Raw genomic sequence first — 26,987 nt, forward strand, 5'->3', positions numbered from 1 at the left:
TTATTTGTTATCAAAGTAGATTTTTTAAAAAGATGTATTTACTTTATTTTAGAGAGACTAAGTCAGACACTTTTTGATGAGCGATCTTTCGCTCCTGAAAATAATCGTATCGGTCATAGATGCCTTCAACGCCCTTGATCTTGTGGTTCAGGCAGCGCTCTGCCACATGTGCCGGGGTGCCTGTGGCAGCCAGCAGGCTTCGGCAGGTACGACGTAGATCATGCACGGTGAAAGGTTCCAGATCGCCCATTCGATTGTCTGGCTGTTGCTTCTTGCCGGGCTCGCTGCCAAACAGCTTGGCGATAGCACGATTCAGCGTGTCCTTGCCCATATGAGGAGATCTGTTACCCCGTCGGCTGGGGAATACAAACTCCGAGCCGCAGGCCCGTATCCTGAGCTCCTCCAGCCAATCGATGGCCTGAGGGGGAAGCGGGATCCTGATGCCGATGCCGGACTTGCTGCGCTCCCCAGGCAGTGTCCATTGGCTGTTGGCCAGATCGAATTCTTTCCATCGTGCTTCGGTCAGCTCGGTCTTTCTTGTTCCCAGTACCACCAAGAGCGCGCAGGCGAGATAATTCTCTCTACTAAAGCTTGCGTTGTTTTCTCGAAACACGGTGAAAGCCGTGTTGATCTCGTCCAGGGTCAGGGCTCGGCTACGGCTTTTTTCCACACCGCCGGCGTCATTAACGTTGAAGGCTGTTGCCGGGTTATAGGTGATAAGCCCCAGCTTGATGGCATGGTTAAACAACTGCTTCAGATACATCAATGTATCATTGGCGATCGTTGGTCGGCCGCTGTGCGCCACTTTCCTGACGATCCCTCTTACTTCCATGGGCGTCACGGTATCCAGCTCTCGTTTGCCCAAGCTGGGGGCCACTTCCTTGTGATAAATACGGTATGGGATTCTGGGATGCTTGAGACGCTTCTCGAGATCCGGATACCAGTCTGCAAACAGGTCGTCGACGGTTCTTATCGACACCTGCTGTTCCTGCTTGCGTGCCTCAATGGGGTCAATGCCATCCTGAACCAGCTTCTGATGGTCCTGAGCTCTGACTCGGGCTTCTGCAAGAGAGAGATGAGCATGTTTGCCCAGCGTCATCTCCCGGCGTTTACCCGATAGCGTGTACCTCAACATCCAGTATGGAGTGCCCTTTTGCGGCACCATGAGGTACAGGCCATCACCGTCGCTGTAACGCCCGGCTTCTCCTCCCTTGATAAGGGCCTGCACCTTTCTGGCATTGAGGCTTCCCATGGCTCTTTTCTCTTCTGAGTGAAAACGGATGGAGAACGGTTTCTCCGGATACTCCGAACAATCCAGCCCTGCCACAACAGAGCGTCTGCCTATGCCTGCTCCACTCGAGGAGTGGGCAGCTAACTCACTGTGAACGTTACAGAATCGGCAGGCGGTGGGGAGTACTTTCGATGATAAACGGCAAAAAGTGGGGAGGCAACGAGTTTACTCCCCACTTTACTACCCAAAAGGATGTGGATTTTGACAGATTTTGATGGACGTCAGTGGACCGTATTTCGATAAAAATTCTTTAAAAACAATGGATATATGTATTGATGTAGCTTTTTATAGACTTTACTCGATATTTTGAATCTGCTCGCGCATCTGCTCGATCAGTACCTTCAGCTCCACCGCGCAGCGAGTGGTATCGGTCACTGCGGCCTTGGACGAGAGCGTGTTGGCTTCGCGGTTGAGTTCCTGCATCAGAAAGTCGAGCCGGCGGCCGACAGGGCCTTTTTGCGTGAGCTGGCGCTCGACTTCATCCACGTGAGTTTCCAGCCGGTCGAGTTCCTCGGCGACATCGGCCTTTTGCGCCATCAATGCCATCTCCGCTTCCAGACGGGCCGGGTCGAGTTCGGCCTTCACGGTCTCCAGGCGCTCCAGAATCTGGCGGCGCTGACGTTCCAGCACGGCCGGCAGGTGCGCCCGGACCTCTTCCACCTGAGCACGAATGCCGGTGAGGCGTTCGCGGATCAGCGCACAGAGCTGTTCGCCTTCGCGCTCACGACCGGCGTTCAGGTCATCAAGTGCCTGCGACATCAGCTTGAGCGCGGCAGCGCGCACGGCGTCCATGTCGATCTCGCCGCCACGTGAGACACCGGGATGATCGAGCAGCTCCAGCAGCGTTGGCATCGAGGCTTCCGGGGCATGACGGCGCAGGCGCGTCAGGGTGTCCATCAGCACTTCGAGATGCTCGACGTTGATATCGAGCCCGGCGCTGGCGCTCTGGGCGCGCTCAAAGCGCAGCGAGCACTCGATCTTGCCGCGCGAAAGCGCGCTGCGCAGGCTGTCACGAAAGGGCGCTTCAAGATCGCGCAGGGCGTCTGGCAGGCGAAAGTGGAGGTCGAGATAGCGCTGGTTGACCGAGCGAAGTTCGAGCGCAAGGCTGCCCCAGTCGGCATCCAGCGTCTGGCGGGTGAAGGCGGTCATGCTGCGTGCCATGGGTGATCCTTGCGTAAGAGGTGAAAGCGATCAGTCTAAACGATTCGTTCATTGCGCAGGCAGGCGTGTAAGATGCCCGGCCCGCCTTTTGGTTTGTGTCTTCATTTTTACCAGTAGAGAGAGTGTCATGCGACCCAGTGGACGTGCCCCCGAGGCAACCCGTGAAATTACCCTGACCCGCGGCTACACGAAGCACGCCGAAGGCTCGGTGCTGGTCGCCTTTGGCGATACGCAGGTGCTGTGCACGGCCAGTGTGGAAGCCGGTGTGCCGCGCTGGCTGCGCGGCAAGGGTCAGGGCTGGATTACCGCCGAGTACGGCATGCTGCCGCGTGCGACCCATACCCGCAGCGGCCGGGAAGCGGCCCGCGGCAAGCAGGGCGGGCGCACGGTCGAGATTCAGCGTCTGATCGGGCGCAGCCTGCGCGCGGCGGTGGATCTGAAAAAGCTCGGCGAGTTCACCATCACCATCGACTGCGATGTCCTGCAGGCCGATGGCGGCACGCGCACGGCGGCGATTACCGGCGGCTGCGTGGCGCTGGTCGATGCAATCCAGTCGCTGCAGCGCAGCAAGCAGATCAAGACGGATCCGCTCAAGCAGCTGGTCAGCGCGGTCTCGGTCGGCATCTACAAGGGCCAGGCGGTGACCGATCTGGACTACGCCGAGGACTCGCGCGCCGAAACCGACATGAACGTGGTCATGACCGCTGATGGTGGCATCATCGAGGTGCAGGGCACGGCCGAGAAGCAGTCGTTCTCGCGCGCCGAGCTCAATGCCATGATGGACATGGCCGAAGCCGGCTGCGAGCAGCTCTTTGCCCATCAGCGCGAAGCGCTGGGCATGGTCAGCTAAACACCCGGGCATGGTCTGACAGCACAGGCGTCTGACGACACGGCCCCGGCAGCCAGAAGCTGCCGGGGCCGTTGCGCGAAGGGACCGAAACAGGCGCAGTCGATGACGGCCGGAGCGTCATCGACTGCGGGGATCAGAGTTCCAGATCGTACTCGATGATCAGCGGCGCGAACTCGCTGAAATCGGCGTCTCGATCGATCCAGGCGCTCTTGACGGTGCGGGCAATGTCGGGACCTGTGATCTGATAGTCGGTGCGCCAGCCATCCTGACGCTTGCGCGGTACTTCGCTGTCGTGTTTCTGCCACCAGGTGTGATGGCCGGCGTTGCGCTCGACTTCACGGAAGGTGTCGACGAAGTCCATCGGCCCGAAGACCTGGTCCATGAAGGCGCGCTCTTCGGGGCGAAACCCGGGCGTGCTCTGATGTTCGGACCAGTGATCGAGATCGACGGTCTTGTGGGCGATGTACCAGCTGCCGGCGATGATGTACTGACGACGCTTGCGGCGCAGCTTGCTGAGATAGTCGCTGTACTGCGCGATGAAGCGCTGCTTGGCGTGCGGGTCTTCCGGCATCAGAAAGGACGCGACGCTGAAGCGCTCGTAGTCGGCCTGCAGAAAGCGCCCTTCGTTGTCGCACTGCTCAAAGCCCAGACCATACATGATCGCCTTGGGAATCTTGCGGCAATAGATACCCACGCCTGCAAAGTCGTCCTGCTCGGCATCCAGAAAATAGCCTTCATAGCCTTCCGGATAGAGGATCGAGTCGTCCAGCTCGAAGCTTTTGGTTTTCAGGTTCTGCACGCAGACGATGTCGGCGTCCTGCGCCTTCAGCCAGTCGAGAAAGCCCCGTTCGACGGCCCTGCGCATGCCATTGACGTTGATACTGGCGATTTTCATACATGGTCCCTTGTTTTTCGCGCGTGTATGATACCCGAGCCTGACAGGTTTGGGTAAAGAGCCGGGACAAGAAATAAGGGTACGACATGTTTGACGAGCAGCGAGAATTCATCGAATTCGCCATTGCCGAGCAGGCGCTCCGCTTTGGCGAGTTCACTCTCAAGTCGGGGCGCGTCAGTCCCTATTTCTTCAATGCCGGTCATTTTCAAAGTGGTGCGGCACTGGCCATGCTGGGGCGCTGCTATGCCGGTGCCATCCAGCGTGCCGGCGTGGAATTCGATGTCCTGTTCGGCCCTGCCTACAAGGGCATCCCGCTGGCCTCGAGTACCGCCATTGCCATGGCGACTCATCATGACCGTAATCTGCCCTGGTCGTTCAATCGAAAGGAAGCCAAGGACCACGGTGAAGGCGGCTCGATTGTCGGTGCACCGCTGTCCGGCCGCGTGCTGATCATTGATGATGTCATTACCGCCGGTACGGCCATCGGGGAGTCCATGGCCCTGATCGAGGCGGCCGGTGCCACCGCCGCCGGCGTGGTGGTGGCGCTGGATCGACAGGAGCGCGGGCAGGGTGACATCAGCGCCATCGAGGATGTTCGCAGGCGCTACAATATTCCGGTCATCCCGATCGTGACGCTGGCGGGCATTCTCGAATATCTCGAGACCCACGGCGATGCCGCGCTTGCCCCTCATGCCCGGGCCATTGAAGATTATCGCGCGCGCTACGGCGTTTAGGCCAACGGCGTCAAACCCTGGTAAGGTAGCCTTGATACAAAGGAGGCCATCATGACGGCTCGTTCACTCATGATGGCACAATGCAGCGGTACACACCGGTCTGTATGACCGCAGGCGAACGGATTCCTCTCTGACAGCCCGCGTCCCGTTCAAGGGGACGGCAAGCCAAGGACTTCAAAATGAAAAAGATCATCATCCCGGTACTGGGCGCAGGCCTTGCCCTTTCAAGTCTTAATGCTTCGGCTCTGAGCGTCTCTGCCAGTGGTGGCGAGGATGCCCATAGCGTTCAGGTCAATCAGGGGCTGCTGCCGGGCTTTAGTGCCGGACTGGGTTATTTCAGCACCAACGATAGCGGCAACAATACCAAGGCCTACTCCGGCCAGCTGATGTTCTCGCCCTATCTGCCGGGTGTCGATGTGTCCGTCGGCGGGCGCTATCAGTATCTGGACTCCGACTATGGTGATGGGGGCGGCCTGGGACTGGGCGGCTCGGCCTATGTCGACACCCCGATTCCGCGCGTCAGCGTGGGCGGCTACGGCTTCTACACGCCGGAAGGTCTGACCCATGGCGATGTCAACGAAAGCTACGAATACGGCGCCCGCGCCCGTGCCACGCTGATTGCCAACACCTACGGCTATGTGGGCTATCGCTATTATCATACCGATTTCGACAACCATGACGGCAAGACGCTGTTCAGCGGTCCGGAACTGGGCGTTTCCGTCGGTTTCTAGATCGGCAGACGTCTGACGCGAGCGGGCCCGGCCTTCGTGCCGGGCCCGCTGTCGTTGGTATCCGCGATATCAATCTTCGAAATAGAGACGCCCTGCCCATGCTGGATATCGCCCTGTTCGAGCCGGAAATCGCGCCCAATACCGGCAACATCATCAGACTCTGCGCCAATACCGGCTTTCGCCTGCACCTGATCGAGCCGCTCGGTTTTGAACTCGATGACAAGCGCCTGCGTCGGGCCGGGCTCGATTATCACGAGTGGGCCCGTGTTCAGGTGCACGCCTCGCTTGAGGCCTTCATGACGGCAGTCGAACCCCAGCGGCTGCTGGCCATTACCACACGGGGGCGCACCCGCCACGATCACGTCGCCTATCAAACCGGCGATGCGCTGCTGTTTGGCCCGGAAAGCCGAGGTCTGCCGCAGGCGCTGATTGACAGCCTGCCCGAGGATCAGCGCCTGCGCATTCCCATGCGTGCTGATAGTCGCAGCCTTAATCTCTCCAACGCCTGCGCGGTGCTGGTCTATGAAGCCTGGCGACAGCTGGATTTCGATGGGGCGTTGTCATCCGGGCCCTCGAGCGATTTCGTCATGAACACGCTGTAGGGGGCTTCCCGGTAGTCACCAAACGGTGGGCAGGTCTCAAAGCCGAAGCGGGCATAGAGGCTGCGTGCTGGAGCGAAGACTGCTGGCGTGCCGGTCTCAAGGCTCAGCCGCTTGAAGCCACGGGCTCGCGCTTCTCGAATGATGTGATCGAGCAGCTTGGCGGCCACGCCGCGGCGCAGGTGCGTATCGGCGGTGCGCATCGATTTGATCTCGCCGTGGGTCTCGTTAAGTGCCTTGAGCGCGCCGCAGCCGGCAATCGTGTTGTCCTCCCACACGCTCCAGAACATCATGCCGGGGGCGCGCAGCGCGTCGATGTCCAGCGCATGACAGCTCTCTGCCGGAGAGTGTCCGGCAAGGTCTGTCACATGGGCGCGAATCAGCGCGATGGTGGTCTCGCTGCTCAAATCGTCCTGAATGATCCTCATCCCTGTCGCCTCTTGTTGTTGTCTGATGTCTTGCTGTCCGGTGTCATGGCCCTGAGGTTGAATCATACAGGGGGTTTGCGCGTCATTATGGCGTTGGCCTGGCGCGGACCTTAAAGGTTGCCAGGGGCCAGTCGCCCCTCCAGCCAGGCAAACAGGCGCTCATAGCTGGCCTTCTCGGCGGCGCTCAAAAACCCCTGCTCGGTGATCAGCTGATCGCTTTGCGCTTCGATGGCATCAAGCTGGGTGTTGAGTGCCCGGGCATCGTTCTGGCTAAGCTGATCGCCGTCCAGTGCGCTTTCGATGCGATAGCGAAACGTCTTGACCAGATCATTGATGCGCTCGCGGTCGCTCTGATTTATCCGGTAATGGTCGTTGTCCAGATGGACTTCAAGGCCCGAGCCGCGCACCAGCTGGATCAGGGCGGCCTCCGGCGTGAAGCGTCCGGCCAGGGCCCGGGCCTGATGCTCTTCGGCGAGGGCGTCATCTACCTCGACCGGGCAGCCGCTGGTGTGGGCAAACTGCTGCAGGGCCTGATCCAGACGCTGTGCGGGATAGTCATACCGCATGGCCTGAATCTGGCAGGCGGCACTGGCCGGCATGGCCACCCCCAGGGCGATGCCGCCCAGCAGCACCCCTGCGCCAGCATGAAAAAGACGTTGTCCGAGACGTTGTGCAACTCTCTGATAACGCATGAATTCCCCTCCTGAGCCGTGGCGGCGAGCCGGTTCGCGCCCTGTCATTACAGCACAGGTGAGGGCTCAGGATGTATCATGACGTGCTTGCGTCGTCTGCCTTCCATCAGGTTGTTTCCATGTCCGATATTCGCCAACGCATCAGCGGCCTCAATCCGCGTCAGCGGGAAGCCGTGAAATACATCGATGGCCCCTGCCTGGTGCTCGCCGGTGCCGGCTCCGGCAAGACCAGCGTGATCACCACCAAGATCGCCTATCTGGTCCATGAGTGCGGCATGAGCGCCCGGCGCATTGCTGCGGTCACCTTTACCAACAAGGCGGCCCGCGAGATGAAGGAGCGCGTTCAGGCGCTGCTGCCAGGGCGCAGCGGCCACGGCCTGACCGTGTCGACCTTCCACACCCTGGGATTGACCATCATCCGCTCGGAGCTGAAAACGCTGGGCCTGCGCCCGGGCTTTTCGCTGTTTGACCCGGAAGATGCGAAAGCGCTGCTGCGCGATCTGATGCAAAAGGACGCCCAGATCGATGCCGACCAGATCAACCAGGTGCAGAGCCGAATCTCGAACTGGAAAAACGACCTGATCCTGCCGGGGCATGCGCTCTCACATGCCGAGACCGAGGACGATGCCTACTGCGCACGCATCTACGAACACTACGTGCGCCACCTGAAAGCCTATAACGCGGTCGATTTTGATGACCTGATCATGCTGCCGGCGACGATGTTCGAGCGTCACCCGGAGGTGCTGCAGCGCTGGCGCAACCGCATTCACTACATGCTGGTGGATGAGTATCAGGACACCAACTCGAGCCAGTATCAGCTGGTGCGCATGCTGATGGCCGAGCGCCAGACCTTTACCGTGGTGGGCGATGACGACCAGTCGATCTACGCCTGGCGCGGCGCGCGCCCGGAGAACCTGGTGCAGCTCGGAGAGGATTTTCCCTCGCTCAACGTCATCAAGCTGGAGCAGAACTACCGCTCGACCTCGATTATCCTCAAGGCCGCCAACACCCTGATTGCCAATAACCCCCACGTCTATGAAAAGACGCTGTGGTCGGACAAGGGGCGCGGCGAACCGATTCGGGTAATCGTCAATCGCAACGAGGAGGCCGAGACCGAGCGGGTCGCCACCGAGATTCTCACCCGGCGTATCAAGGAGAGCGCCCAGTGGCGCGATTTTGCCGTGCTCTATCGCGGCAACTTTCAGGCAAGACTTCTGGAGCTGAAGCTTCAGCACCACCAGATTCCCTACAAGCTCTCCGGCGGCACCTCCTTTTTCTCGCGCAATGAGATCAAGGACGCCATGGCCTATCTGCGCCTTCTGATCAACCCGGCCGATGACAACGCCTTTTTGCGTATCGTCAACGTGCCGCGCCGCGAGATCGGCCCCAACACGCTCGAAAAACTGGCCAACTATGCCCAGGAGCGCAAGGTGAGCCTCTTTGCCGCCTGCAGCGAAATGGGGCTTGCACACGTGCTCTCCGAGCGCGCCGTGGATCGGCTGGGGCGCTTCAATCACTTTCTGGAAGGCATCCGCAAGCGCATGGATCAGGGCGACGCGATCGCCGCGATCCGGGCGATGTTTGCCGAGATGGATTACGAGGCCTGGCTTTATCAGAACGCCAGCGCGCCGATTATCGCCGAAAAGCGCATGGGCAACGTCTATATCCTGATCGATCAGCTCGAGAAGTCGATGCATCGTGACGCAGATGAGGGCGATGACGCCGCCGAGGAGACCGACGACGTTGAAGCGGCCATCTCGCGGCTGGTGCTGCGCGATATTCTCGACCAGCAGGCCCAGGAGGATGACACCGACAAGGTGCAGCTTCTGACTTTGCATGCCTCCAAGGGGCTCGAGTTTCCGCACGTCTACGTGATGGGCATGGAAGAGGAACTACTGCCGCACCGCAACTCGATCGAGATGGACACCATCGAGGAAGAGCGTCGACTGGCCTATGTGGGCATTACCCGCGCCCGTCAGACGCTGACGCTGTCGCTGGCCCAGCAGCGCAAGCAGTTCGGCGAGATGATGAACTGTGCCCCGAGCCGTTTTCTTGAGGAGCTGCCGCCGGAAGATCTGGAGTGGTACGGTCGCGCCGACAAGGAAGACCCGGAGAAAAAGCGCGAGCGCGGCCAGAGCGCGATCGCCGGGCTGCGCTCGCTTTTGGGCTAGTCTTCCGAGTCGGGCGCGTCGGTCAGGGCCTTTAGATCCCGGTAAAGCGCCGCCGGGATCGATACGCCTGACGCCAGACTGCGTTCGCGCGCCTCGAAACGCCGCTGTGACGGCAGCCGCGCCCCCTGCCCCAGAATCTGCTCGAACAGCCGTTCGGCGTGTAAAAGCCCCGCCTCACATTGATCGCCCAGAAACACCTTCGGTGACAGCGCGATCACCAGCTCGCCGTGACAGGGCCGACCGGTGCCTTCCTCGTTGGCCGCGTGGGTTTCATGGCTCAGGGCATCGTTGATCAAGGGCCCCGCCAGCAGTTCGATCATGGTAGACAGCGCCGAGCCCTTGTGACCGCCAAAGGGCAGCATGGCGCCCTCAAGTGCGGCGGCCGGATCGGTGGTCGGCTGGCCCTGAGCATCCAGAGCCCAGTCGTCGGGAATCGACTGACCTGCGCGGCGGTGTAGTTCGATCTCACCGCGGGCCACCACGCTGGTGGCAAAGTCAAAGGTGTAGGGCGTCCCGCCCGGACGTGGCCAGGAAAACGCAAACGGATTGGTGCCCAGCAGGGCCCGCACGCCGCCACCCGGGGCCACAAAGGCCTGGGTCGGGTTCATCGCAAGCCCGGCCAGTCCTCTTTCTGAAAGCGCCTCCACCTCGGACCACAGCGCCGAGAAATGAAAGCAGCGATTGATCATCAGCACCGCGATGCCATTGCGCTCGGCCTTCTCCTGAAGCGGCGCCAGGCCCTGCTCGAAGGCCAGCAGCGAGCTACCATGGTGGGCATCGACCTTCACGATACCGGGCGCATGATCGATCACTTCCGGTTGTGCCTGCGAGTCGAGCCCGCCCATTCCGGCCGCCTCCACAATGCCCAACAGGCGATACAACCCGTGGGAGTGACACTCATCGCGCTGGGCGGCGACCACGCTGCGGGTAATCGCCTTGACATGTCCATGGCCGAACCCTGCGTGGTGAAGAATGCGCCGGCTCAGCGCCTGCGCCTGATCAAGCGACAGCGTGATGTCGTGTTCCATGAAAGGCTCCGGGTCAATGCAGAACAAGCGGTCCGGCAGGTGCTTTTGAACCGCCAGTGGCCTGCCAGCATAACCGTCTCGTTCAGCGGTGCCTGCTGGACAAAAGTGCCACGACGGTTACCGGTGTAGAGGCCAAAAAGTAACCATTGTCGTCAGTCATCATGGTGGAATGTGGCCACGCTGATGAACTATCTCTTCTTTTTCGCCAGTTGTAGTGCGTGCCGGTGCGAATCGGATAGGTCTGCTTCGGCCAGAATTCAAGAAAGGCGCGGGTAATGAAGCGGGTCAGGGGCGCGAGCGTCCGGGCCGCCTGCTGCATCGTTTCACAAGGAGAGGACTCAAGCTCGGCGGCGAGTTTCAAAAGCCATGCCCAGCCGTAGGGGCGCTCGAAGCCGCCACGACCGGGAGCCTGAAAATAGGCCAGCTCTCCTGCCACCTTCTCGGCGGTGATGTTGCGTTGCAGCAGTGCAGTGATACGCGCTGTGACCTCGCTGGTGGGATAAAGGCGTGACACGCGCACCAGCAGCCAGTAGCTGTGCACGCAGGAGTGCCAGTCCAGGCTGCCGTAGAAGATCGGATGCAGGGTCGATGGGGCCGCAATATCCTGCGCGCCGCGCATCAGATGAGTCACCAGATTGGGGTATTCACGCTCGACATGGCCCAGTGCCATATTGGCCAGGCCTTCCAGCGTGGCCCGATCGGGAGGGTAGGAGGTCAGGGCAGGCATTGAAATGAACCGATATCACGGGCAGAAGCGCACGACCCCCATGCTGGGCGCGGAGCACTTGGCTGCGGTGGATGACCGGGACCCGAAAGGGCCCCGGGCCGTGATCAGGTTAAATCAAAATCCCTGGAGCGTTCACGCCAGCGAGCGGCTTCATCGCGCAGGGCATTGGCCATGATGGCGATGTCGTTGGGGCCGGCCACGAAACGATAGCCGGCCTCTGACAGCGTCTCGACGCCGCGGGTGGGGGCCGTAATGGTGCCCATCCAGCAGCCGCTGGCCGTGATGCGCGCTTCCATGTCCTGAATGGTCTGGCGCACGTCAACATCCTCAAGCTGCTCCAGCCGTCCCATGGAGCCTGCCAGGTCATTGGGGCCGATAAACAGCATATCGATGCCCTCGACGGCGGCGATGGCCTCGATCTCGTCACGGGCATCGACGTGTTCGATCTGAACGATCAGCAGCAGGTTGTCATTGGCGATGCGGGCATAGTCGCTGACCGCTCCGAAGCGCGAGGCCCGAACGATAGGGGCGGCATAGCCGCGATTGCCCTGCGGGGGATACCGGCAGGCATCCACGATGGCGCGGGCTTGGGCAGCAGAGTTGACCATGGGCACCATGATCGAGCGCACGCCCATGTCCAGTATCTTCTTCAGATAGGCCGGGTCGTCGGCAGGAATGCGCAGCACCACATCCCCGCCGGCGGCCTCGACCGCACGCAGCAGGTGCGCGGTGTGTTCAAGGCTGGAAATGCCGTGTTCGTTGTCGACCAGAATGGTTTTCCAGCCGGCATGGACGGCCAGCTCGGCAATTTCGGGGCTGGCGCTTTCAAGCCACAGGGCGCTGACGGTACGGCCCTGCTCCAGGGCCTGACGGGTTGGGTTCAAGGCAGTCATCGGGGCTCTCGCTTGGGTGCATTGAGGGAGAGGGCACGCTGGCGCTTGTAGCCCTCGTAAAGTGCTCGGCAGAGCAGAAACGTCCAGACCAGCAGGGTGAGCGCGCCCAGCGCGGCGGCCCACGGGCGCTCGAAAAAGGCGAGCAGGCTGCCCTGTGACTTGATCATCGAGGTCATGAAGTTCTCTTCGACAATACCGCCCAGCACGATGCCAAGAATGGCCGGTGCCAGCGGAAATCCGCTCGCTTCCATGGCATAGCCCAGAATGCCCAGTGCCAGCACGATCCAGACCGCGACGACCGAATTGGTAATGGCGTAGGCCCCGACCAGCGAAAACAGCAGCACGATCGGCATCAGGACGCGGCGAGGAATGCGCACGATCCTGCTCGACAGCGCGATCACCGCGATGCCGACCGGAATCATCAGCACATTGGCCATGGCAAAGGCGCCGTAGAGGGTATGCACGATCTCGGGGTTATCGGTAAAGATGCGCGGGCCCGGCGACATGCCGTTGAGCAGCAGGATGCCGATGGCAATGGCAGTCACGCTGTCGCCTGGAATGCCAAACACCAGGGCCGGTGTCCAGGCGCCCCCGATCGCGGCGTTATTGGCCGAGCCGCCATCAACGATCCCCTCAATGTGGCCCTTGCCATAGCGTTCGGGATGGCGCGAAAAACGCTTTGAAACGGCATAGCAGATCCAAGCCGCGATATCGGCACCGGCGCCCGGCAGTGCTCCGATCAGGGTGCCGGCAATGCTTGAGCGCGCCACGTTGCGCCGATAGCGCGACAGGGTGGTCATGGCCTGACGGCAGGCCTGTGGCAGGGTCTCGCGGATCTCGATGGGCGGCGGCTGATGCTTGCCGGTACTGGCAGCGCGCATGATTTCGCTGAGGGCAAAAAGGCCGATGATGGCGGGGATGAAGCTCACGCCATCAAAGAGTTCATACCAGCCGAAAGTAAAGCGTGGATGGCCCACGGCCACATCAATGCCGATGCAGGCGATGAACAGACCGATAAACAGGCTGGCAAAGCTCTTGATGACCGAGGCGTTGCTGGTCATGACGGCGCAGCTCAGGCCCAGTGTTGCCAGCCAGAACACCTCATAACTTGAAAATCCGATGGCCACCCGGGCCAGCTGCGGGGCGATCAGGGCCAGCAGCACGACGCCCACGATCCCGCCGATGGAGGCGGCCAGCAGTGAGACCAGCAGGGTCGAGCGGGATTTGCCGGCGCTCGACAGCTGGAAGGCATCCTCGACGTAGGCCGCCGAGGCCGGTGTCCCCGGGATACGCAGCAGTGCGCCGGGAATATCGCCGGCAAAGATGGCCGTGGTGGTGGTGGCCACGATGGCGCTGATGGCCACCAGGGGGTCCATGAAGTAGGTAAAGGGCACCAGCAGCGCCACGGCCATGGTGGCGGTCAGCCCCGGCATAGCCCCGATCAGGGTGCCATACAGTGTGCACAGCGCCAGCACGGTCAGCGACTGGGGCGAGAAAAGACGAAGCAGCGTGTCGATATCCATGAGGGATCACCAGGCCAGTGGGGTCATGACGCCCCAGGGCAGCGGGACATGCATCACCGAATAAAACAGCAGATGCACCCCGAACGTCAGCGGCACGGACAGGCACAGCGCCCGCAGCAGGTTCAGGCCAAAGAGCCGGGCCGTGGCCGTGATGGCAAGTATCGATGTGACATGAAAGCCCAGCGGCTCCAGCGCCAGCCCGAATCCGGCCACGATCAGCACCAGCGCCGCCAGTCGGGCGCCGGCCCGGCGACGGTCCATCGATGGCCTGTGATCGGCCTCGGCCCGGTCGGACGCGCCGGCTGCCATGGTGCGCCCTTGAACCACCAGTGCCGAGACCAGCAGCAGGGCACCACAGACCATGAGCCCGACAGCGGCAATCGAGGGAAAAAGCCCGGGACCATAGACAAGACCCGCCATGCTCGGAAAGGTCGAGGCGCGCCAGAAGATCAGCGCCCCGAACAGCGTCAGCAAAAGGCCGGACCATAGGTCAGTGCGTGCCATCTCTCTCTCCTTGCCTGCCGCGCTCAGTCATCCCTGTCTTCCTGCCTATCGGGCCAGACCGATGGCATTGATGACCTCACCCAGCTGCTGATCGGTCTCACTGAACAGCTCGGCGGTCTGCTCGGGACCCTCAAACACCACCTCACTGCCGCGGCTGGCCTTGAACTGGGCCCACTCATCGCTCTGGGTGATCTTCTCGATGGCGTTGGCGTAGGCGCAGGTCATCTCCTCGGGCAGTTTGCCGGGGCCGCTGATGGTCATGAAGGCACTCTGCGTCCAGCCGCTGTCGAGCAGGTCTGCGGTCAGCGGCACGTCGGGCAGGTTCGAGTTGGGGGTGTCACTCATATAAGCCAGCGCCTTCAACTCACCCTGTTCGACCAGGTGTTGTGCTTCCGACAGCGACGGAGTGGCGACATTGACGCCGCCGGCCATCAGCTCCTGCAGCGCCGGCGCCGCCCCCTGGCTTGGGACCCAGCGAATGGCGTCGGGCGGCAGGCCCTCGGCCTGAAGCATGCCGGCCAGCGCCAGATGCCAGATACCGCCCTGAGCGGTGCCGGACGCGGTCAGCTCGCCGGGGTGTTCTTTTGCCTCTTTCAGCAGTGCCTCCAGCGAGTCCCACCGGGCGTCTGCCTTCACCACGACGCTGGCGGGGTTTTGATCCACCAGCGCGATCGGCGTGGCGTCCTGCCAGGTCAGGGGCGTCAGTCCCAGGTGGTGCATGGTGGCAAGCTCAATGGTGGCCGCACCGATGGTGTAACCATCCGGCCGCGCCCGGGCCAGCGCCGTATGGCCGACCACCCCATTACCGCCGGTGCGGTTGACCACGTTGAAGGGCACGCCCATTTCCTGCTCCAGCAGGCTGGCCAGCCGGCGGGCATTGGCATCGGTGCCGCCGCCGGTGCCCCAGGGCACGATGACCGTCACGGCGCGATCGGGGGTCCAGTCGCAGGCAGTGTCTTCGGCCTGTGCCACGCTGGCCGTCACCAGCGCCCCCAGGGTGGCGGCAGTCATCAGAACGGTTCTGGAGAGTACGTGAGCCATGGTGATGCTCCTGTGGTTGAACAGGAAGAAAAAGGCGGCCAATCAAGCCGTCGTGTCGAAATCTGATAGGATTAAACGCAATTCAATCGATTGAACCAATGCGACCATGGTCTTTCATGACAAGGTCGAAGAGGCAGGCAAACTGCGACGTACCGGGGCGGGTCGGACAGGTGTCCTTCGCTTGCCCATGAACCTTTCGATGGTCAAAGGAGACCGGGCATGACACGACGCCCTACCCTCAAACACATTGCCGAGCGCGTTGGGGTCACGGTCTCGACGGTGTCTCTGGCGCTGCGTGATGACGAGCGCATCTCGACGGCAATGCGCCAGCGCGTTCGAGCGGCGGCAGCGGAAGTGGGCTACATCTACAACCGCCATGCGGCAGGACTGCGCCGCGGCGACAGCGGCACGGTGGCGCTGTGTCTCAACGATCTGGGCAATCCGTTTTTCACCGAGTTCATCGCCGCCATGGAGCAGCGTTTTCGCGCCGAGGAACGCATGATGCTGTTTTGCCATGCGCAGGAGTCGCTGAGCGTTCAGGCCGATTTCATGCGTCGCATGGCCGAGCATGGGGCCTCGGGATTGATTCTGATTCCTGCGGCCGGCACGACCCAGGAAGACCTCCACGGCGCAGAGGCCGCGCATCTGCGTCATCTGCCGCTGGTGCTGCTGTCGCGGGATGTGCCGGGTGCCGAAGTGGATCGGGTGATCAATGATGATGCCCGCGGCATGGCGCTGGTGATCGAGCATCTGCGTGCACTGGGGCATCAGCGCATTGGCTGGCTGGGCGGCGGCAGCAGCACCTCAACGGCGCAGGCGCGGGAACGGGCCTTCAGGGCTGCGCTTGGGCAGGCCGGTCATCCGCCGGATGAGGCGCACATGCACCACGGCCCCACGACTCTGGCCTTTGGTCATCAGGGGTTTGAGACGCTCATGGCGCAGCCCAACCCCCCGACCGCGGTGGTCTGCTTTTCGGATGTCATCGCCTTCGGCGCGCTGTCCGCCTGTCATGGGCTGGGGCTGCGTCCGGGCGTGGATGTCTCCATTACCGGCTTTGATGACATGAGCGCCGCGGCCTATACCACACCGCCCCTGACCAGCGTTCGGGTCAGGACTGATCTCATGGGCGCGCGCGCCAGCGAGCTGCTGCTTGGCCGCATTCGTGGGGAAAAGGGTGCACCGCGAAGGGAGATGATGGCGCCCGAGCTGTCGATTCGCGAGACCACCGGGCCTGTGCGAAAGAAAGCTCGGGCGTCAGATCAGGCTTAAACGCCCAGCAGGGTCAGCGCGGCAAAAAAGCCGGCCATCAGCAGCGCCACGGCGATGGCGACCGGGTTACGCACGCGCTCGAACAGATAGTGAAACAGAATCGAGACCGGCAGCGACACGAGAAACCAGCCGATGTAGTTGCTCAGGGGCACAATGGTTTCACCCCAGGTCCACATCTCGTGACGAATGGCCACCGGCTCGATCAGGATATCGAGTGCGACCATCAGGGCCGCCCCGACCCCGCCTTTCAGCGGGCGCGAGAGCCCGGGCAGCACGCGCTGGACCACCACGTTGAGACAGTACAGCAGCAGTGCCCAGTTCACCCCGATGATCAGCGGCGTATGCCAGAGCGTCGGCCCCAGCACATGGCCATAGGTGTAGTCGCCGAACAGCAGCCCGGTGGAGGTGCCGATCGCCTCGGCCACAAACCCCACCACGTAGCACAGCCCCACGTAGCCCCAGAGCGGTTTGCGCGGCCCCGGGTGAAAGGCCATGGCCAGCCCCAGCGAGGCCAGCAGTGTCAGCGGGGTCAGGCGAATGAAGTGATCATGCACCGGCAGCGCGATGCCGATGACGCCTGCCAGATAGATCAGGGTCAGCAGGACGATTACCGGGGTCGGTCGCAGGCGGCGTCCGAGAGTGGAAGCAGACGGGGTCATCAGGCAGTGTCCTTCGGGTCAGGGGCGCGCCGTGACAGGGGCGCTTGCCGGGCCATGACCTCGGTCATGATTTTGGCCGACAGCAGGCACAGCGGCAGGCCGCCGCCGGGATGCACGCTGCCGCCGCAGAAATAGAGCCCGTCGACATGGCGGCTGTCGTTCGGGTGGCGCATGAACGCCGCCATGCGATCGTTGGAGCTGGTGCCATAGAGCGCGCCCAGGTGTGACAGGGTGCGCGCCTCGATCGTGGTCGGGTCGAACACGCACTCCTCGACGATCGCCTTTCGCAGCGGACGGTCAAGCATCCGCTCGAGTTTCCGGATCACCCGCTCGCGGATGCGCTCGATCAGCGTCGGCCAGTCCTGCTCCGGCGTGGCAAACGGCGCGTTGATCATCACGAACCAGTTCTCGCCGCCTGCCGGGGCGGCGCATTTGTCGTAGCGTGAGGAGATGCTGACATAGACGGTCGGATCATCACAGAGCGTGCCGGCCTCCAGCGCCTTGAACTCTTCCGGGTAATCCTCGCTGAAAAAGATGTTATGCACATCCAGTTCCGGAAAAGAGTCATCCACACCCCAGTAAAAGATCAGCGCCGAGGTGGATTTCTCCCGCGCCAGCACCCGTTTGGGCGCCGGAGCCCCGGGCAGCAGCCGCTGATGGGTAAAAAACACATCCATGTTGCTGACCACGCGATCAAACATCACGGTTTGATCATCCGCCAGGCGCAGGCCCACCGCACGCGGCCGGCGGCCTTCCTTGCGAGTGAGGATCTCGGCCACCGGCGCTTTGAAGTGAAAGATCACGCCCAGCCGCTCGGCCAGACCATGAAGCGCGCGCGCGATCGCCGGCATGCCGCCTTCGGGCACGAAGGCACCCGCCTCGGTACCATGTTCGAAATGGGCGATCATCGAGAGCAGTCCCGGGGCGCGATACGGGTTGGAGCCGTTATAGGTCGCAAAGCGGTCAAAGAGCTGCACCAGATGGGGCTCTTTCAGATCACGCTCGTGCACCTCGTGCAGGGTGCGGGTGAGATCGAGCCGGTGTAGACGGGTCAGGGCATGGCCGACTTCCGGGGTAAGCCAGGTTTTCGGAGTGTGCAGTGACTTTTCCAGAAAGGTCCGCCCGGTCAGGTCGTACTTCTCCCGACCGTGGGAAAGCGTTGCGAGCACGCGCTGCGCCGGCACGCCCAGCACCCGTTCGACTTCCTCGGCAAATGCCTGCGGGTCGGCGTGGGCATCGAGTCGGGTGCCGTCTTCCCAGGCATAGCGGCACACGGTCTCCAGCCGCCGATAGCGAAAGTGCTCCGAGGGCACCTCACCGGCCAGTTCGAACAGCTCGTCGATATAGTGGGGCATGGTCAAAAGCGAGGGGCCGATGCCGAAGCGATACTCCCCCAGCACCAGTTCGCCGAGCTTGCCACCGGCCGTGTCACCGGCCTCGAACACCTCGACATGGGCGCCTTCAAGGCGTAGACGGATGGCGGCGGCCAGCCCCGCAATGCCGGCGCCGATAATGCCGATCCGCAAGGGCGATACTTGCGCTGACACCGGCTCAGGCATCCAGCCAGCGCACGGCGACCAGCCCACGCTGGCGCAGCAGTGCGTCATCGACCTGATCGAGCGCATCCAGCCAGGCCATGGCAAAACTGCCTGGCCCCTGGGCGTGCTGCTCGGCAAGCTCGGCGGCCACGGCCACGTGAACATGCGCGGCCACCGCGGCGCACAGCGGGTCACGCACCACGGTGCAGTAGGCCGCCACGATCGCGCCCAGCGCGCAGCCGGTGCCGGAAACGCGTGGTTGCCATTCGCTGCCACCGCCGACTTCGACCACCGCCTGGCCATTGCGATGGCGGTTGAGCAGTGGGCCGATCAGAACATCCACCGGCCCCGAGGCCGAGACCGTGCAGGCCTGGCCCATCAGCTCGCGCGCGGCGTTGATGGCGCTTTGCGGACTCATGGCGCTGTCCACGCCGCGGCCGGCGCCATCGTGGCCGGCCAGCCCCATGATTTCCGAGGCGTTGCCGCGCACCACCGTGGGCCGGTGTTCCAGAAGCTCGAGCGCCAGACCGTGGCGCCACTTCATGCTGCCCGCGCCAATGGGGTCGAGCACCCAGGGGGTTCCCGCCTGATGCGCGCCGCTGGCGGCCTTGTGCATTGCCTTGACCTGATCACCCTGCGGCGTGCCCAGATTGATCAGCACCGCATCGGCCTGAGCGGCAAAGCGCCCGGCCTCTTCAGGATTATCAACCATCGCCGGCGTGGCGCCCGCGGCCAGCAGCGCATTGGCGACCAGATTGACCGTCACATTGTTGGTCAGGCACTGCACCAGCGGTTTTTGCGCCTTCAGCGACTGGTGCGCCTGAACGACCATCTCGATGGTGGGCTCGCCGCCCGGTTGCTCGCTCATGCCCATCGTGGATTCCCCTGATAATCAGAAAAAAGGTGTCTGACGCCTCAGGATAGACGTTACCCATCTTCAAGCGGAGCGGCCAGAGGAAAGACCACTGCCTTTAAGCCCTCCTTCAAGCATCGCCGTTCCGGCGCTGGCCTGAGGAATAAAGCGTGGCCGAGGGCGGCCGGTGCGAGAGTGGACAGCCGCAGGCGCGGGCGTTAGGATAGCGCGCTGTCTTCCCCGCGAAGGCACCTGCGCGCTTGTAGCTCAGCTGGATAGAGTACCGCCCTCCGAAGGCGGGGGTCTTGGGTTCGAATCCCAACAAGCGCGCCACTTCCTCTCCCTGCAAGACCTTTCCCGTTTTGATGCCGCTACTGAGTCCGCTCAGGAGTTTTGTGCGTCTGTGGCTTGAGGCTCATCCTGCGCTGCCTTGCGGCCAGATCAGTATCTCCATTCCTGAATAGGGATTTTGTTTGCAGGCATTCAGTCTGCTGTTCAGATCACCCACATGAACTTCGAGCTTATGACCCTCCGGGTCGAGAAAGTAGAACGAATCTCCCTCGCTCTGGTTTTGCCGCCACTCTTCAACGCCGTGAGCTCTAAGATGCTCGGTGATGGCTGTAAAACCTTCTTTCGTGGCGGTAAAGGCATAATGCGTATATTCGGGGTGCGGTGTGCTGGTTCGGTGCTCATCCAGAGTGAGGCAAAGCCATAAATCAGCAAGTGAGAGATAAGCCCCTGTGTCCCAGCGAGCATTCAATGTCAGCCCCAGTATGTTCTGATAAAACTGGATGCTTCTCTCCAGTCCGGTAACAGAAAGCGTTAAATGATTCAGGCCTATCAACATATTCAGCTCCTGACGATAGTGGCTTTTCCGGCTCGGTCGCTGGTTTGAAACACATCAGAGTAATGCACGATGGCGTCAAGGAAGAGATGCCACAAGTGCCAGAACCGGCTAGCCCGGGTTACCCGGTCACCGCTCAATGTAGCTGGATTGCCCACCTCCTGAAGCACCTGACAGCCAGCCCCACTCAAACGTCAGCGTGGTACGTCCCGCTGGATCAACATCCACCTCACCTTGAGACCAGCCCGCAAGCATTTCATCCTCTGTCGTCAGGCAGTGATACAGCAGCTTGATTGTATTCTGCCCCGTAACGCGACCGACAAGATGACCCGTGTGAATCTGGCCGCCTTGATACGTTCCCGTAATGCTGTCTCCCGCCATCTGATAATGAAACACGGTATCTGCATCAGAACGACCGTGAGCGTTTTCAGAAGCTATAAAGCATCGATCATTTAAACGCTCGCTGATCCATGAAGAAGTGCCTTCCAAAAGTGTTTTACTCCAGGCTGTTCGAAACGTACTGGCTACAGGTCAATCTGGCTAAGACCGGGACGGATGATTCTACTGGCGATGCATTAAAGGCTGGATGGTATAAAAAATGGTATAGCGATGAGGGTGCTTTTTTGCCGGGGCGCGCACCAGTGCATATCGGATATGACATGAAGCATGGCGTTAAAGCGGATGGGATTTGATGGTTGGCATGTGTCTCATGGCACACGCCATACCATTGCGACAGCGCTCAAGGAGATGGGCTACCCGGGAGAATGGATCGAGATGCAACTCTCGCACAAGCTGCCGTGCATTCAGGGCGTCTATACCCATGCCGAGCATATGGCGCCGGAGCAAAGGCCGGCCACGATGCAGGCATGGGCAGATTCTTTATTCTTAAATCAAGTCACATAAACGCCAAATTTTTTCTCGCCAATTATTTTGTTTTTTTCTTCTTTGTCCCATACAGATACAATCATGTAATGTAATCCAACATAGCTGGTATGCTCCCAATGACTGCAAAAATAGGTTCCATCATTTCTTATTTTTGCATCTTCAAAAACTTCATGGTTTCCAAAGTTATCAGGGTCATCTAAAGCAGCATCCTCGCCGTGATTTTCTACTCTAAATTTGACACGGTAGGGCCCCGACATAGCAGGCAATCTAAAGGTTGCTTTAAATTCGGCTCCTAATCTGCTCAATCCATTAGGGTCTTTTTTGAATGCCCTCGCACAAGAATAAAAATGTTGAGCTTCAACTGCTGTATTCTCTTTCTTGGGAGTAGCTTGAATTTTTAAATTACCTTCCTCTTCTGAAGGGCTGGGAAGTAGCTCATAGTATTTGTCAGAATTTAGGACGAATTTCTTATAGTTCATCTTGCTGTCGTCTGGACGTTTGTAATTTGGAGTCACATATTTGTCAGGAATTTTGTCTGAGCCTTCAGTTTTTATATATATAAGGTCGTCGTGTAAATCTAAATGCTCTTTAAAGCTTTGGCCAATCATAATTTTATTTTTTGGTGCCGAGTGCTGTAGTTTTGCAGCTATATCAACATAATAAGAAGTTGCGGTTATTTCCGAGACGTTTCTATAGCCGTACATCCCCCACAAAACCTGTTCACTGGGGCCGTAGTCCATTCCAACTCTTATACCAACATCCTCATTAACGCCCTTTCTTTGGAGTTCAGGGATTACCAGTTCTTCCACAAATTTTATTAAGTATGTGCCGCAATTTAATGAGTTTATACAAGAGTCGGCAATTTCAGTGTTTTCGTTTCTGAAAAAAGCTAATACGGCATCACCCATTATTCTATGTACATGCCCGCCGAAAGCTTGTATAGTTTCTATTGCACATCGTATGATGTTGTTTTTTATGTTGAAAACGATGTCCGGCGGATAAGTTATACCCAGTTTAGTAGAGCCCGCTACATCCATGAACAGGCTAACAACATATCCATATTCGTGAGATCTCGATTCAGCGAGATGATCAAAGTCGGGATGGCCGCCAATCTCAAGATCTTCACGCGCTCCATGATTAAATATTCTTCTTATTTCTTCGTTAATACGATATTGCCTGTCGGGCAACGAGGCTCCAATACTTTCATCCATGGTAACGGATTTTAAGCCTCTACTTTTCTCTAGGCTATTGCTTTCAAAATCGAACTGGCCGTATATTTTTTCAAGATTTGCCACGTTTTTTCCTTAGAAGTAATTTGCAGAAATAATGAAGATCAACGTTATAAGAACGCTGGCAAACGTCCATGAGCCAGCCATGTTGAGAAGCCTGAATTTATTTGATGCAACCGTGGCTACATCGTGCACTTGACTAATCAAGTCTTCTTCTAAACTTTCTTCATTTAGTTCTTGATATTTTTCCTTGAAAAGCTCAAGAGACATTTTTGATACGGAACCAAAGAAAATAAGCGAGCATTGGTTTTCGGTGCTTTTTTTCTTGGCCTCGTTGCCGCTTAGGCCCAAGTTGGGCCATATAGTTTTAATTACATACCAGTAACTGATAGTTAAGCTAAGTGATAATATCGATACGATGAAATCGAGAAAACAGGACTTTGCTGTCAAGAAATCCCCTGAAATATATTTTATTATGATTCCTGCGAACAGAGCGGCGTTTAAGGTGGCAAGCAAAGCAGATTTAAAGTTAGTGCCATTTATATAGCCATCATATCTCTTCAATGTTTCCCAAAGAGTTTCTATATTTAGCTCTTTACCATCTTTCATTATTTTGCTCCTGTGTTTTGAGCTGCAATAAGCCCAATTTTTTGGCTTCTGGCTATCTTAAACTTTCGAGGTATAAAAGCTAAATTACTCTTGAAAGTCGTTATTTATAAAATATATCTAATCAAGGTATGTTTGTATTATAGCCGTTGTAAACCCTCGCTTTACAACGCCAGCCGCACGAAGTCCCCACCATCCCTTAGCAAGCTGATCCTGTCCCCGGCGGCACCTACGCCGCCTGAACCAACCACGACAGGAAACGCCCATGACGGCATCAACATCATCCACCACCAGCGCCTGCCGGCACGTCGAGCGCATCCAGTTGGGCAACCGCCTGCTGCGTCGCCGTGAGGTGGAACTCAAGACCGGCAATAGCCGTTCATCGATCTACAAGGACGTCGGTGACGTTACGTTCCCGGTGTCCGTGCCGATTGGCGATAGCAGAGTTGCCTGGCTGGAAGAAGAAATTGACGGCTGGATCGGCGCGCAGAGCATCGACTTTACCGGCAAAGCGCTAGCTTTTGATTTTTCATCATGAGTCGTTAATATAGCTTTTCACTTCTACTTCATGGGTATTCGTCCAATGCGTCATTGATACCGCCGTCGTCCTGACGGCCAGTCTCCGCCCACCCCATTCGCTGGGGGAGTCTCTGGTATCAATGGAGTTGTCCATGACGAATCCCTGTCTGACGCTGGAAGGCGTCTCTTGTCTTCTGCCGGATGGCAGACCCCTCTTTTGCGACCTCAATGAACACTTTGATGCCCGACCTACGGGTCTGGTGGGCCGTAACGGCATCGGCAAGACCGTGCTGGCGCGCATTCTGGCCGGCGATGTCGCACCGTCGAGCGGCACCTGCCTGCGTTCGGGCCTCGTGTATTACCTGGCCCAGCAGGTGTCCGTGCCTGTTGATGCCACGGTGGCGGATCTGGCGGGTGTGGGGGCAGCGTTGCATGCCCTTGAGCGTATCGAGGCCGGCAGTACGGCAGTCAGCGACTTTGATGCCGTGGGGGAGCGCTGGGATATCCGCCAGCAATTGCAGCAGGCGCTGGAGCGTGATGGCCTGAATGAGCTGGAGGCGGCCACGCCCGCGAGTCATCTCAGCGGGGGTGAAGCCATGCGCGTGGCGTTGATCGGCGCAGGGCTTGCCCACGCTGATTTCCTGATTTTGGACGAGCCCACCAACCACCTTGATCAGCCAAGTCGACAGGCCCTGATCGAGAGGCTGCAGCAGTGGTCCGGCGGGCTGATCGTGGTCAGCCATGATCGACAGCTTCTGGAGCGCATGGAGGCCATCGTGGCGCTGACGTCACAGGGCCTGCGTCGTTACGGCGGTAACTACAGCTTTTATGTTCAGAGTCGGGCACAGGAACGTGACGCGGCGCACCAGCAGCTTGAACAGCGCCGGCTGGAACGCAAGCGCGAGGAACGCGCTCTGCAGCAGCAGCGTGAGCGTCAGGAACGGCGTCAGAGGCGGGGCAATCGGGAAGGCAAAAGTGCCAATCAGGCAAAGGTGTTGCTGGATCGCCAGAAAGCGCGCAGCGAAGGTTCGACCGGCCGATTACGTCAGCAGCACAGGGAGGCCCTCGAGCAGCTGGCCCAGCGTGAGCGGGAAGCGGCGCAGAGGGTGGAAACGCAGACGGCCATCCATCTGCACGCTCTGCCGGTCAGTCAGGTACGACACCGGGCGGTGGCCGTGCTGGATCAGCTTGTGCTTCCTTTTGTGTCCGGGGCGGCCCGTTACATGACGCTGTCGATCAACGGCCGTCAGCGCATCGGTGTGACCGGGCCCAACGGCTGCGGCAAATCTACGCTGCTCAGGGTGCTGGCAGGTTTTCTCCAGCCCGTGAGCGGTCATTGTGAGGTTACAACGGCCTGCGCATGGCTGGATCAGCGCCTGAGCAGCCTTGCCCCGGAGCGTTCGGTGCTGGCGCATATGCAGGCGGTCAGCAGCATGGCAGAAGGCGACATCCGCATGCGATTGGCGCAGCTTGGTCTTGAGGCGTCAAAAATGGCGCTGCCCAGCGGTCTGCTCAGTGGAGGCGAGCGGGTGAAGGCTGCGCTGGCCTGCGTGCTCTATGGCGATCCGCCGCCGCAGCTTCTATTGCTGGATGAGCCCGGCAATCATCTGGATATAGAATCGCTGGAGGCGCTGGAAGTCATGCTGCGCCACTATCAGGGCGCACTGATGGTGGTCTCTCATGATGAGGCCTTCCTTGCCAGACTCGAACTGACGCATCGTTTGAGGGCAACCGAACAGGGCTGGCAATGGAGGCCCTGGTGAAGGGCGAATCGTCAGCGCCTTCTATCTCACATGACACGGGAACTCGCATGGACATCGAACGACTCGGCAACGGGCTGGCGTTTTTAAAGGAAGCCGAGCGGCTCAAGAGCGTGCTGCGCACGGCGTACACCACCACCGGACGACAGGAGGACACGGCGTCGCATACGTGGCGGCTATGTCTGATGGCGATGACGTTCGAGCGCGAGTTGGCGCCCTTGGACATGACGCGCGTGTTGAAGCTCTGCGTGTTGCATGATCTGGGTGAGGCGATTCATGGGGACCAGCCGGCGGTTGCCCAGAATGGCGACAAGAACGCGCAGGAGCGTACGGATCTGCTGACCGTCATGGCGCCGCTGGATGAGGCGTTAAGGCTGGAATTTCTCTCCCTGTGGGAGGACTACGAGCAGGGCATCACGCGAGAGGCGCGACTGGTGAAGGGGCTCGACAAGCTCGAGACCATTTTGCAGCACAGCCAGGGCGATAACCCGCCCGACTTCGATTACGCGTTCAATCTGACCTACGGGCTCGAGCAGACCGATGCCGAGCCGGTGCTGACCATGCTGCGCACGCTTGTTGATGGCGAAACCCAGCGGCGGATCGATGGTGGCCAGTAGTGGCTTTCCAGCTTTTCAGCACTGCCTGAGCTTCAGATGACAAAACCCCGACAGCGTTGGCTGATCGGGGTTTTGCGTATGCCGCCGGCGCTGCACGTCTGGCTCAGGCCGGGCTGGCTGGCTTCACCGTGCTCTTGTCCTCGTAGTCAAAGTCGTCATCGAGGTTGTGCTCGGGGTCGTTGAGCTCGCCACGCATGAAGGCCAGCAGGCGCTCGTCGGCTTCGCTGTCCTCGGCGGTGGCGTCAAAGCGGTGGCGAATGACGATGCGCGCACGCTGGTGGTTGAAGAGCCCGCCAATCATGAAAAAGGCACTGCCTACCAGAAAGAGCGAGGCCAGCAGGTTATGCAGCTGGTCGTGGTCGGCGACGCTGTCAAACCCCCAGAGATAGGGAATGGAGGCGACCACGAACAGTACCGAGCCCACCACGAAGGTGACGGCGGTCAGGTTCATCAGCTGCAGGGTGAGCAGCGCCGAGGCGCGTATCACCATCATGACGTTGAGGCAGGCGCCGATCAAAAACAGCACCGAGCCGATGATGAACATCCACGCGCCGATCTCGATCCAGTGCCACCAGGAGAGGAAGAACAGGCTGCCCACGGCATACAGCACGGTGCCGATGATATAGACCGCCAGCGAGATGAGTTCCAGAAGCTGCGAGGGTGAGACCTTTTTGCTGTCGTTCCAGAAGCGGCGCACTTCAATGACGTCATGGGCCTGAACGATCAGATAGACCAGCGAGCCGACGAAAAACAGCCAGGCGCCGATATCACGATAGTGTTCAAGGCGCGGGTAGAACATCACGCTGCCGACGATGAACATCACACCGCCCAGCTCGTAGAGCACCGCGTTGATGCCTTCCCAGCGGTAATCCTTTTCGAGGTTGCTCTTGCCCCGGCCCGGCCGGGCAGAGCGGGGACGGTCGGTAAACAGATGCGGCAT

Annotated in this window: 28 protein-coding genes and 1 tRNA gene; 10 read left to right on the top strand and 19 right to left on the bottom strand. The window is 59.9% G+C overall.

The window, feature by feature from the left end; genetic code table 11:
• Window positions 1-43: 43 nt before the first annotated feature.
• Both B9G99_RS06255 and B9G99_RS06260 read right to left on the bottom strand, forming a co-directional pair.
• On the bottom strand, window positions 44-1,252 hold the full coding sequence (locus B9G99_RS06255; protein ID WP_086621275.1) for a tyrosine-type recombinase/integrase: 1,209 nt from the start codon (window positions 1,250-1,252) through the stop codon (window positions 44-46).
• A gap of 333 nt (window positions 1,253-1,585) precedes the next feature.
• Window positions 1,586-2,452 carry a YicC/YloC family endoribonuclease gene (locus B9G99_RS06260; RefSeq protein WP_086621276.1) on the bottom strand — a complete coding sequence of 289 codons (867 nt, stop codon included), beginning with the start codon at window positions 2,450-2,452 and terminating at the stop codon, window positions 1,586-1,588.
• Window positions 2,453-2,579: 127 nt separating this feature from the next.
• Here B9G99_RS06260 and rph point away from each other — a divergent pair, with 127 nt between their 5' ends.
• Complete coding sequence (rph, locus tag B9G99_RS06265; protein WP_086621277.1) at window positions 2,580-3,302, top strand: ribonuclease PH; 723 nt, start codon at window positions 2,580-2,582, stop codon at window positions 3,300-3,302.
• 133 nt (window positions 3,303-3,435) lie between these two features.
• Here rph and B9G99_RS06270 read toward each other — a convergent pair whose 3' ends face one another.
• The gene (locus B9G99_RS06270; protein WP_086621278.1) at window positions 3,436-4,197 is read right to left on the bottom strand and encodes an exodeoxyribonuclease III; all 762 of its coding nucleotides are present in this window, start codon (window positions 4,195-4,197) and stop codon (window positions 3,436-3,438) included.
• A gap of 86 nt (window positions 4,198-4,283) precedes the next feature.
• On the opposite strand from B9G99_RS06270, the gene pyrE reads away from it, so the two are divergent.
• The 3 genes from pyrE to trmL all read left to right on the top strand — a co-directional run bounded on the left by pyrE (window position 4,284) and on the right by trmL (window position 6,264).
• The gene (gene pyrE / locus B9G99_RS06275) at window positions 4,284-4,931 is read left to right on the top strand and encodes an orotate phosphoribosyltransferase (protein ID WP_086621279.1); all 648 of its coding nucleotides are present in this window, start codon (window positions 4,284-4,286) and stop codon (window positions 4,929-4,931) included.
• 179 nt (window positions 4,932-5,110) lie between these two features.
• Window positions 5,111-5,662, top strand: a complete 552-nt coding sequence (locus B9G99_RS06280) for a YfaZ family outer membrane protein (protein WP_086621280.1) — start codon at window positions 5,111-5,113, stop codon at window positions 5,660-5,662.
• A gap of 98 nt (window positions 5,663-5,760) precedes the next feature.
• Window positions 5,761-6,264: a tRNA (uridine(34)/cytosine(34)/5-carboxymethylaminomethyluridine(34)-2'-O)-methyltransferase TrmL gene (gene trmL / locus B9G99_RS06285; protein ID WP_086621281.1), complete on the top strand. Its 504-nt coding sequence runs from the start codon at window positions 5,761-5,763 to the stop codon at window positions 6,262-6,264.
• On the opposite strand, the gene B9G99_RS06290 is transcribed toward trmL, so the two are convergent.
• Together B9G99_RS06290 and B9G99_RS06295 are read right to left on the bottom strand one after the other, a co-directional pair.
• On the bottom strand, window positions 6,183-6,689 hold the full coding sequence (locus B9G99_RS06290) for a GNAT family N-acetyltransferase (RefSeq protein ID WP_086621282.1): 507 nt from the start codon (window positions 6,687-6,689) through the stop codon (window positions 6,183-6,185). The two genes, trmL and B9G99_RS06290, sit on opposite strands and share 82 nt — an antisense overlap.
• Before the next feature lie 110 nt (window positions 6,690-6,799).
• A complete protein-coding gene (locus B9G99_RS06295; protein WP_086621283.1) occupies window positions 6,800-7,381 on the bottom strand; it encodes an STN domain-containing protein in 582 nt (193 codons plus the stop codon).
• Between the two features lie 119 nt (window positions 7,382-7,500).
• Between B9G99_RS06295 and rep the strand changes: the two genes are divergently transcribed.
• A complete protein-coding gene (rep, locus tag B9G99_RS06300; protein ID WP_086623325.1) occupies window positions 7,501-9,552 on the top strand; it encodes a DNA helicase Rep in 2,052 nt (683 codons plus the stop codon).
• On the opposite strand, the gene B9G99_RS06305 is transcribed toward rep, so the two are convergent.
• The 6 genes from B9G99_RS06305 to B9G99_RS06330 form a co-directional block, all read right to left on the bottom strand.
• Window positions 9,549-10,580, bottom strand: coding sequence for an Ldh family oxidoreductase (locus B9G99_RS06305; protein WP_086621284.1), 1,032 nt, complete (start codon window positions 10,578-10,580; stop codon window positions 9,549-9,551). The genes rep and B9G99_RS06305 overlap by 4 nt on opposite strands.
• A gap of 82 nt (window positions 10,581-10,662) precedes the next feature.
• A complete protein-coding gene (locus B9G99_RS06310; RefSeq protein ID WP_086621285.1) occupies window positions 10,663-11,307 on the bottom strand; it encodes a DUF2891 family protein in 645 nt (214 codons plus the stop codon).
• Window positions 11,308-11,411: 104 nt separating this feature from the next.
• Complete coding sequence (locus B9G99_RS06315; RefSeq protein WP_086621287.1) at window positions 11,412-12,200, bottom strand: HpcH/HpaI aldolase family protein; 789 nt, start codon at window positions 12,198-12,200, stop codon at window positions 11,412-11,414.
• On the bottom strand, window positions 12,197-13,723 hold the full coding sequence (locus B9G99_RS06320) for a tripartite tricarboxylate transporter permease (RefSeq protein WP_086621288.1): 1,527 nt from the start codon (window positions 13,721-13,723) through the stop codon (window positions 12,197-12,199). Before B9G99_RS06320 ends, B9G99_RS06315 begins: the two co-directional genes overlap by 4 nt.
• Window positions 13,724-13,729: 6 nt before the next feature.
• Complete coding sequence (locus tag B9G99_RS06325; protein ID WP_086621290.1) at window positions 13,730-14,227, bottom strand: tripartite tricarboxylate transporter TctB family protein; 498 nt, start codon at window positions 14,225-14,227, stop codon at window positions 13,730-13,732.
• 45 nt (window positions 14,228-14,272) lie between these two features.
• On the bottom strand, window positions 14,273-15,268 hold the full coding sequence (locus B9G99_RS06330) for a tripartite tricarboxylate transporter substrate binding protein (protein WP_086621291.1): 996 nt from the start codon (window positions 15,266-15,268) through the stop codon (window positions 14,273-14,275).
• 219 nt (window positions 15,269-15,487) lie between these two features.
• Here B9G99_RS06330 and B9G99_RS06335 point away from each other — a divergent pair, with 219 nt between their 5' ends.
• On the top strand, window positions 15,488-16,537 hold the full coding sequence (locus B9G99_RS06335) for a LacI family DNA-binding transcriptional regulator (protein WP_086621293.1): 1,050 nt from the start codon (window positions 15,488-15,490) through the stop codon (window positions 16,535-16,537).
• Here the strand turns inward: B9G99_RS06335 and B9G99_RS06340 are convergent.
• From B9G99_RS06340 to thiM, 3 genes are read right to left on the bottom strand one after another with little or no spacing between them, the layout of a single operon-like run.
• Complete coding sequence (locus B9G99_RS06340; protein WP_086621294.1) at window positions 16,534-17,196, bottom strand: carotenoid biosynthesis protein; 663 nt, start codon at window positions 17,194-17,196, stop codon at window positions 16,534-16,536. The two genes, B9G99_RS06335 and B9G99_RS06340, sit on opposite strands and share 4 nt — an antisense overlap.
• Entirely contained in the window at window positions 17,196-18,743 is a 1,548-nt protein-coding gene (gene crtD, locus B9G99_RS06345; RefSeq protein WP_227875962.1) for a 1-hydroxycarotenoid 3,4-desaturase CrtD, read from the bottom strand. The genes B9G99_RS06340 and crtD overlap by 1 nt, the downstream gene beginning before the upstream one ends.
• Before the next feature lie 4 nt (window positions 18,744-18,747).
• The gene (gene thiM, locus B9G99_RS06350) at window positions 18,748-19,602 is read right to left on the bottom strand and encodes a hydroxyethylthiazole kinase (RefSeq protein WP_174678759.1); all 855 of its coding nucleotides are present in this window, start codon (window positions 19,600-19,602) and stop codon (window positions 18,748-18,750) included.
• Between the two features lie 241 nt (window positions 19,603-19,843).
• Here thiM and B9G99_RS06355 point away from each other — a divergent pair.
• Window positions 19,844-19,920 (top strand) — tRNA-Arg (locus B9G99_RS06355).
• Window positions 19,921-20,002: 82 nt separating this feature from the next.
• Here B9G99_RS06355 and fos read toward each other — a convergent pair.
• From fos to B9G99_RS06385, 4 genes are all read right to left on the bottom strand, one after another.
• Window positions 20,003-20,434 (bottom strand): fosfomycin resistance glutathione transferase, encoded by a 432-nt coding sequence (gene fos / locus B9G99_RS06360; protein ID WP_086621296.1) that lies wholly within the window; start codon window positions 20,432-20,434, stop codon window positions 20,003-20,005.
• Between the two features lie 126 nt (window positions 20,435-20,560).
• Window positions 20,561-20,920 (bottom strand): avidin-fold protein, encoded by a 360-nt coding sequence (locus B9G99_RS06365; protein ID WP_086621298.1) that lies wholly within the window; start codon window positions 20,918-20,920, stop codon window positions 20,561-20,563.
• 401 nt (window positions 20,921-21,321) lie between these two features.
• Entirely contained in the window at window positions 21,322-22,611 is a 1,290-nt protein-coding gene (locus tag B9G99_RS06380) for an adenylate/guanylate cyclase domain-containing protein (RefSeq protein WP_227875963.1), read from the bottom strand.
• Window positions 22,612-22,620: 9 nt separating this feature from the next.
• A complete protein-coding gene (locus B9G99_RS06385; RefSeq protein ID WP_086621304.1) occupies window positions 22,621-23,154 on the bottom strand; it encodes a Pycsar system effector family protein in 534 nt (177 codons plus the stop codon).
• Between the two features lie 262 nt (window positions 23,155-23,416).
• Here B9G99_RS06385 and B9G99_RS06390 point away from each other — a divergent pair, with 262 nt between their 5' ends.
• The 3 genes from B9G99_RS06390 to B9G99_RS06400 all read left to right on the top strand — a co-directional run bounded on the left by B9G99_RS06390 (window position 23,417) and on the right by B9G99_RS06400 (window position 26,047).
• Window positions 23,417-23,689: an AlpA family phage regulatory protein gene (locus B9G99_RS06390; protein WP_086621306.1), complete on the top strand. Its 273-nt coding sequence runs from the start codon at window positions 23,417-23,419 to the stop codon at window positions 23,687-23,689.
• A gap of 133 nt (window positions 23,690-23,822) precedes the next feature.
• Entirely contained in the window at window positions 23,823-25,433 is a 1,611-nt protein-coding gene (locus B9G99_RS06395; protein ID WP_086621307.1) for an ABC-F family ATP-binding cassette domain-containing protein, read from the top strand.
• A 47-nt stretch (window positions 25,434-25,480) separates the two neighbouring features.
• A complete protein-coding gene (locus B9G99_RS06400) occupies window positions 25,481-26,047 on the top strand; it encodes an HD domain-containing protein (RefSeq protein WP_086621308.1) in 567 nt (188 codons plus the stop codon).
• A gap of 103 nt (window positions 26,048-26,150) precedes the next feature.
• On the opposite strand, the gene B9G99_RS06405 is transcribed toward B9G99_RS06400, so the two are convergent.
• Window positions 26,151-26,987 (bottom strand): YrhK family protein, encoded by an 837-nt coding sequence (locus tag B9G99_RS06405; protein ID WP_086621309.1) that lies wholly within the window; start codon window positions 26,985-26,987, stop codon window positions 26,151-26,153.

The organism is Kushneria konosiri (genome assembly GCF_002155145.1).
Taxonomy (GTDB): domain Bacteria; phylum Pseudomonadota; class Gammaproteobacteria; order Pseudomonadales; family Halomonadaceae; genus Kushneria; species Kushneria konosiri.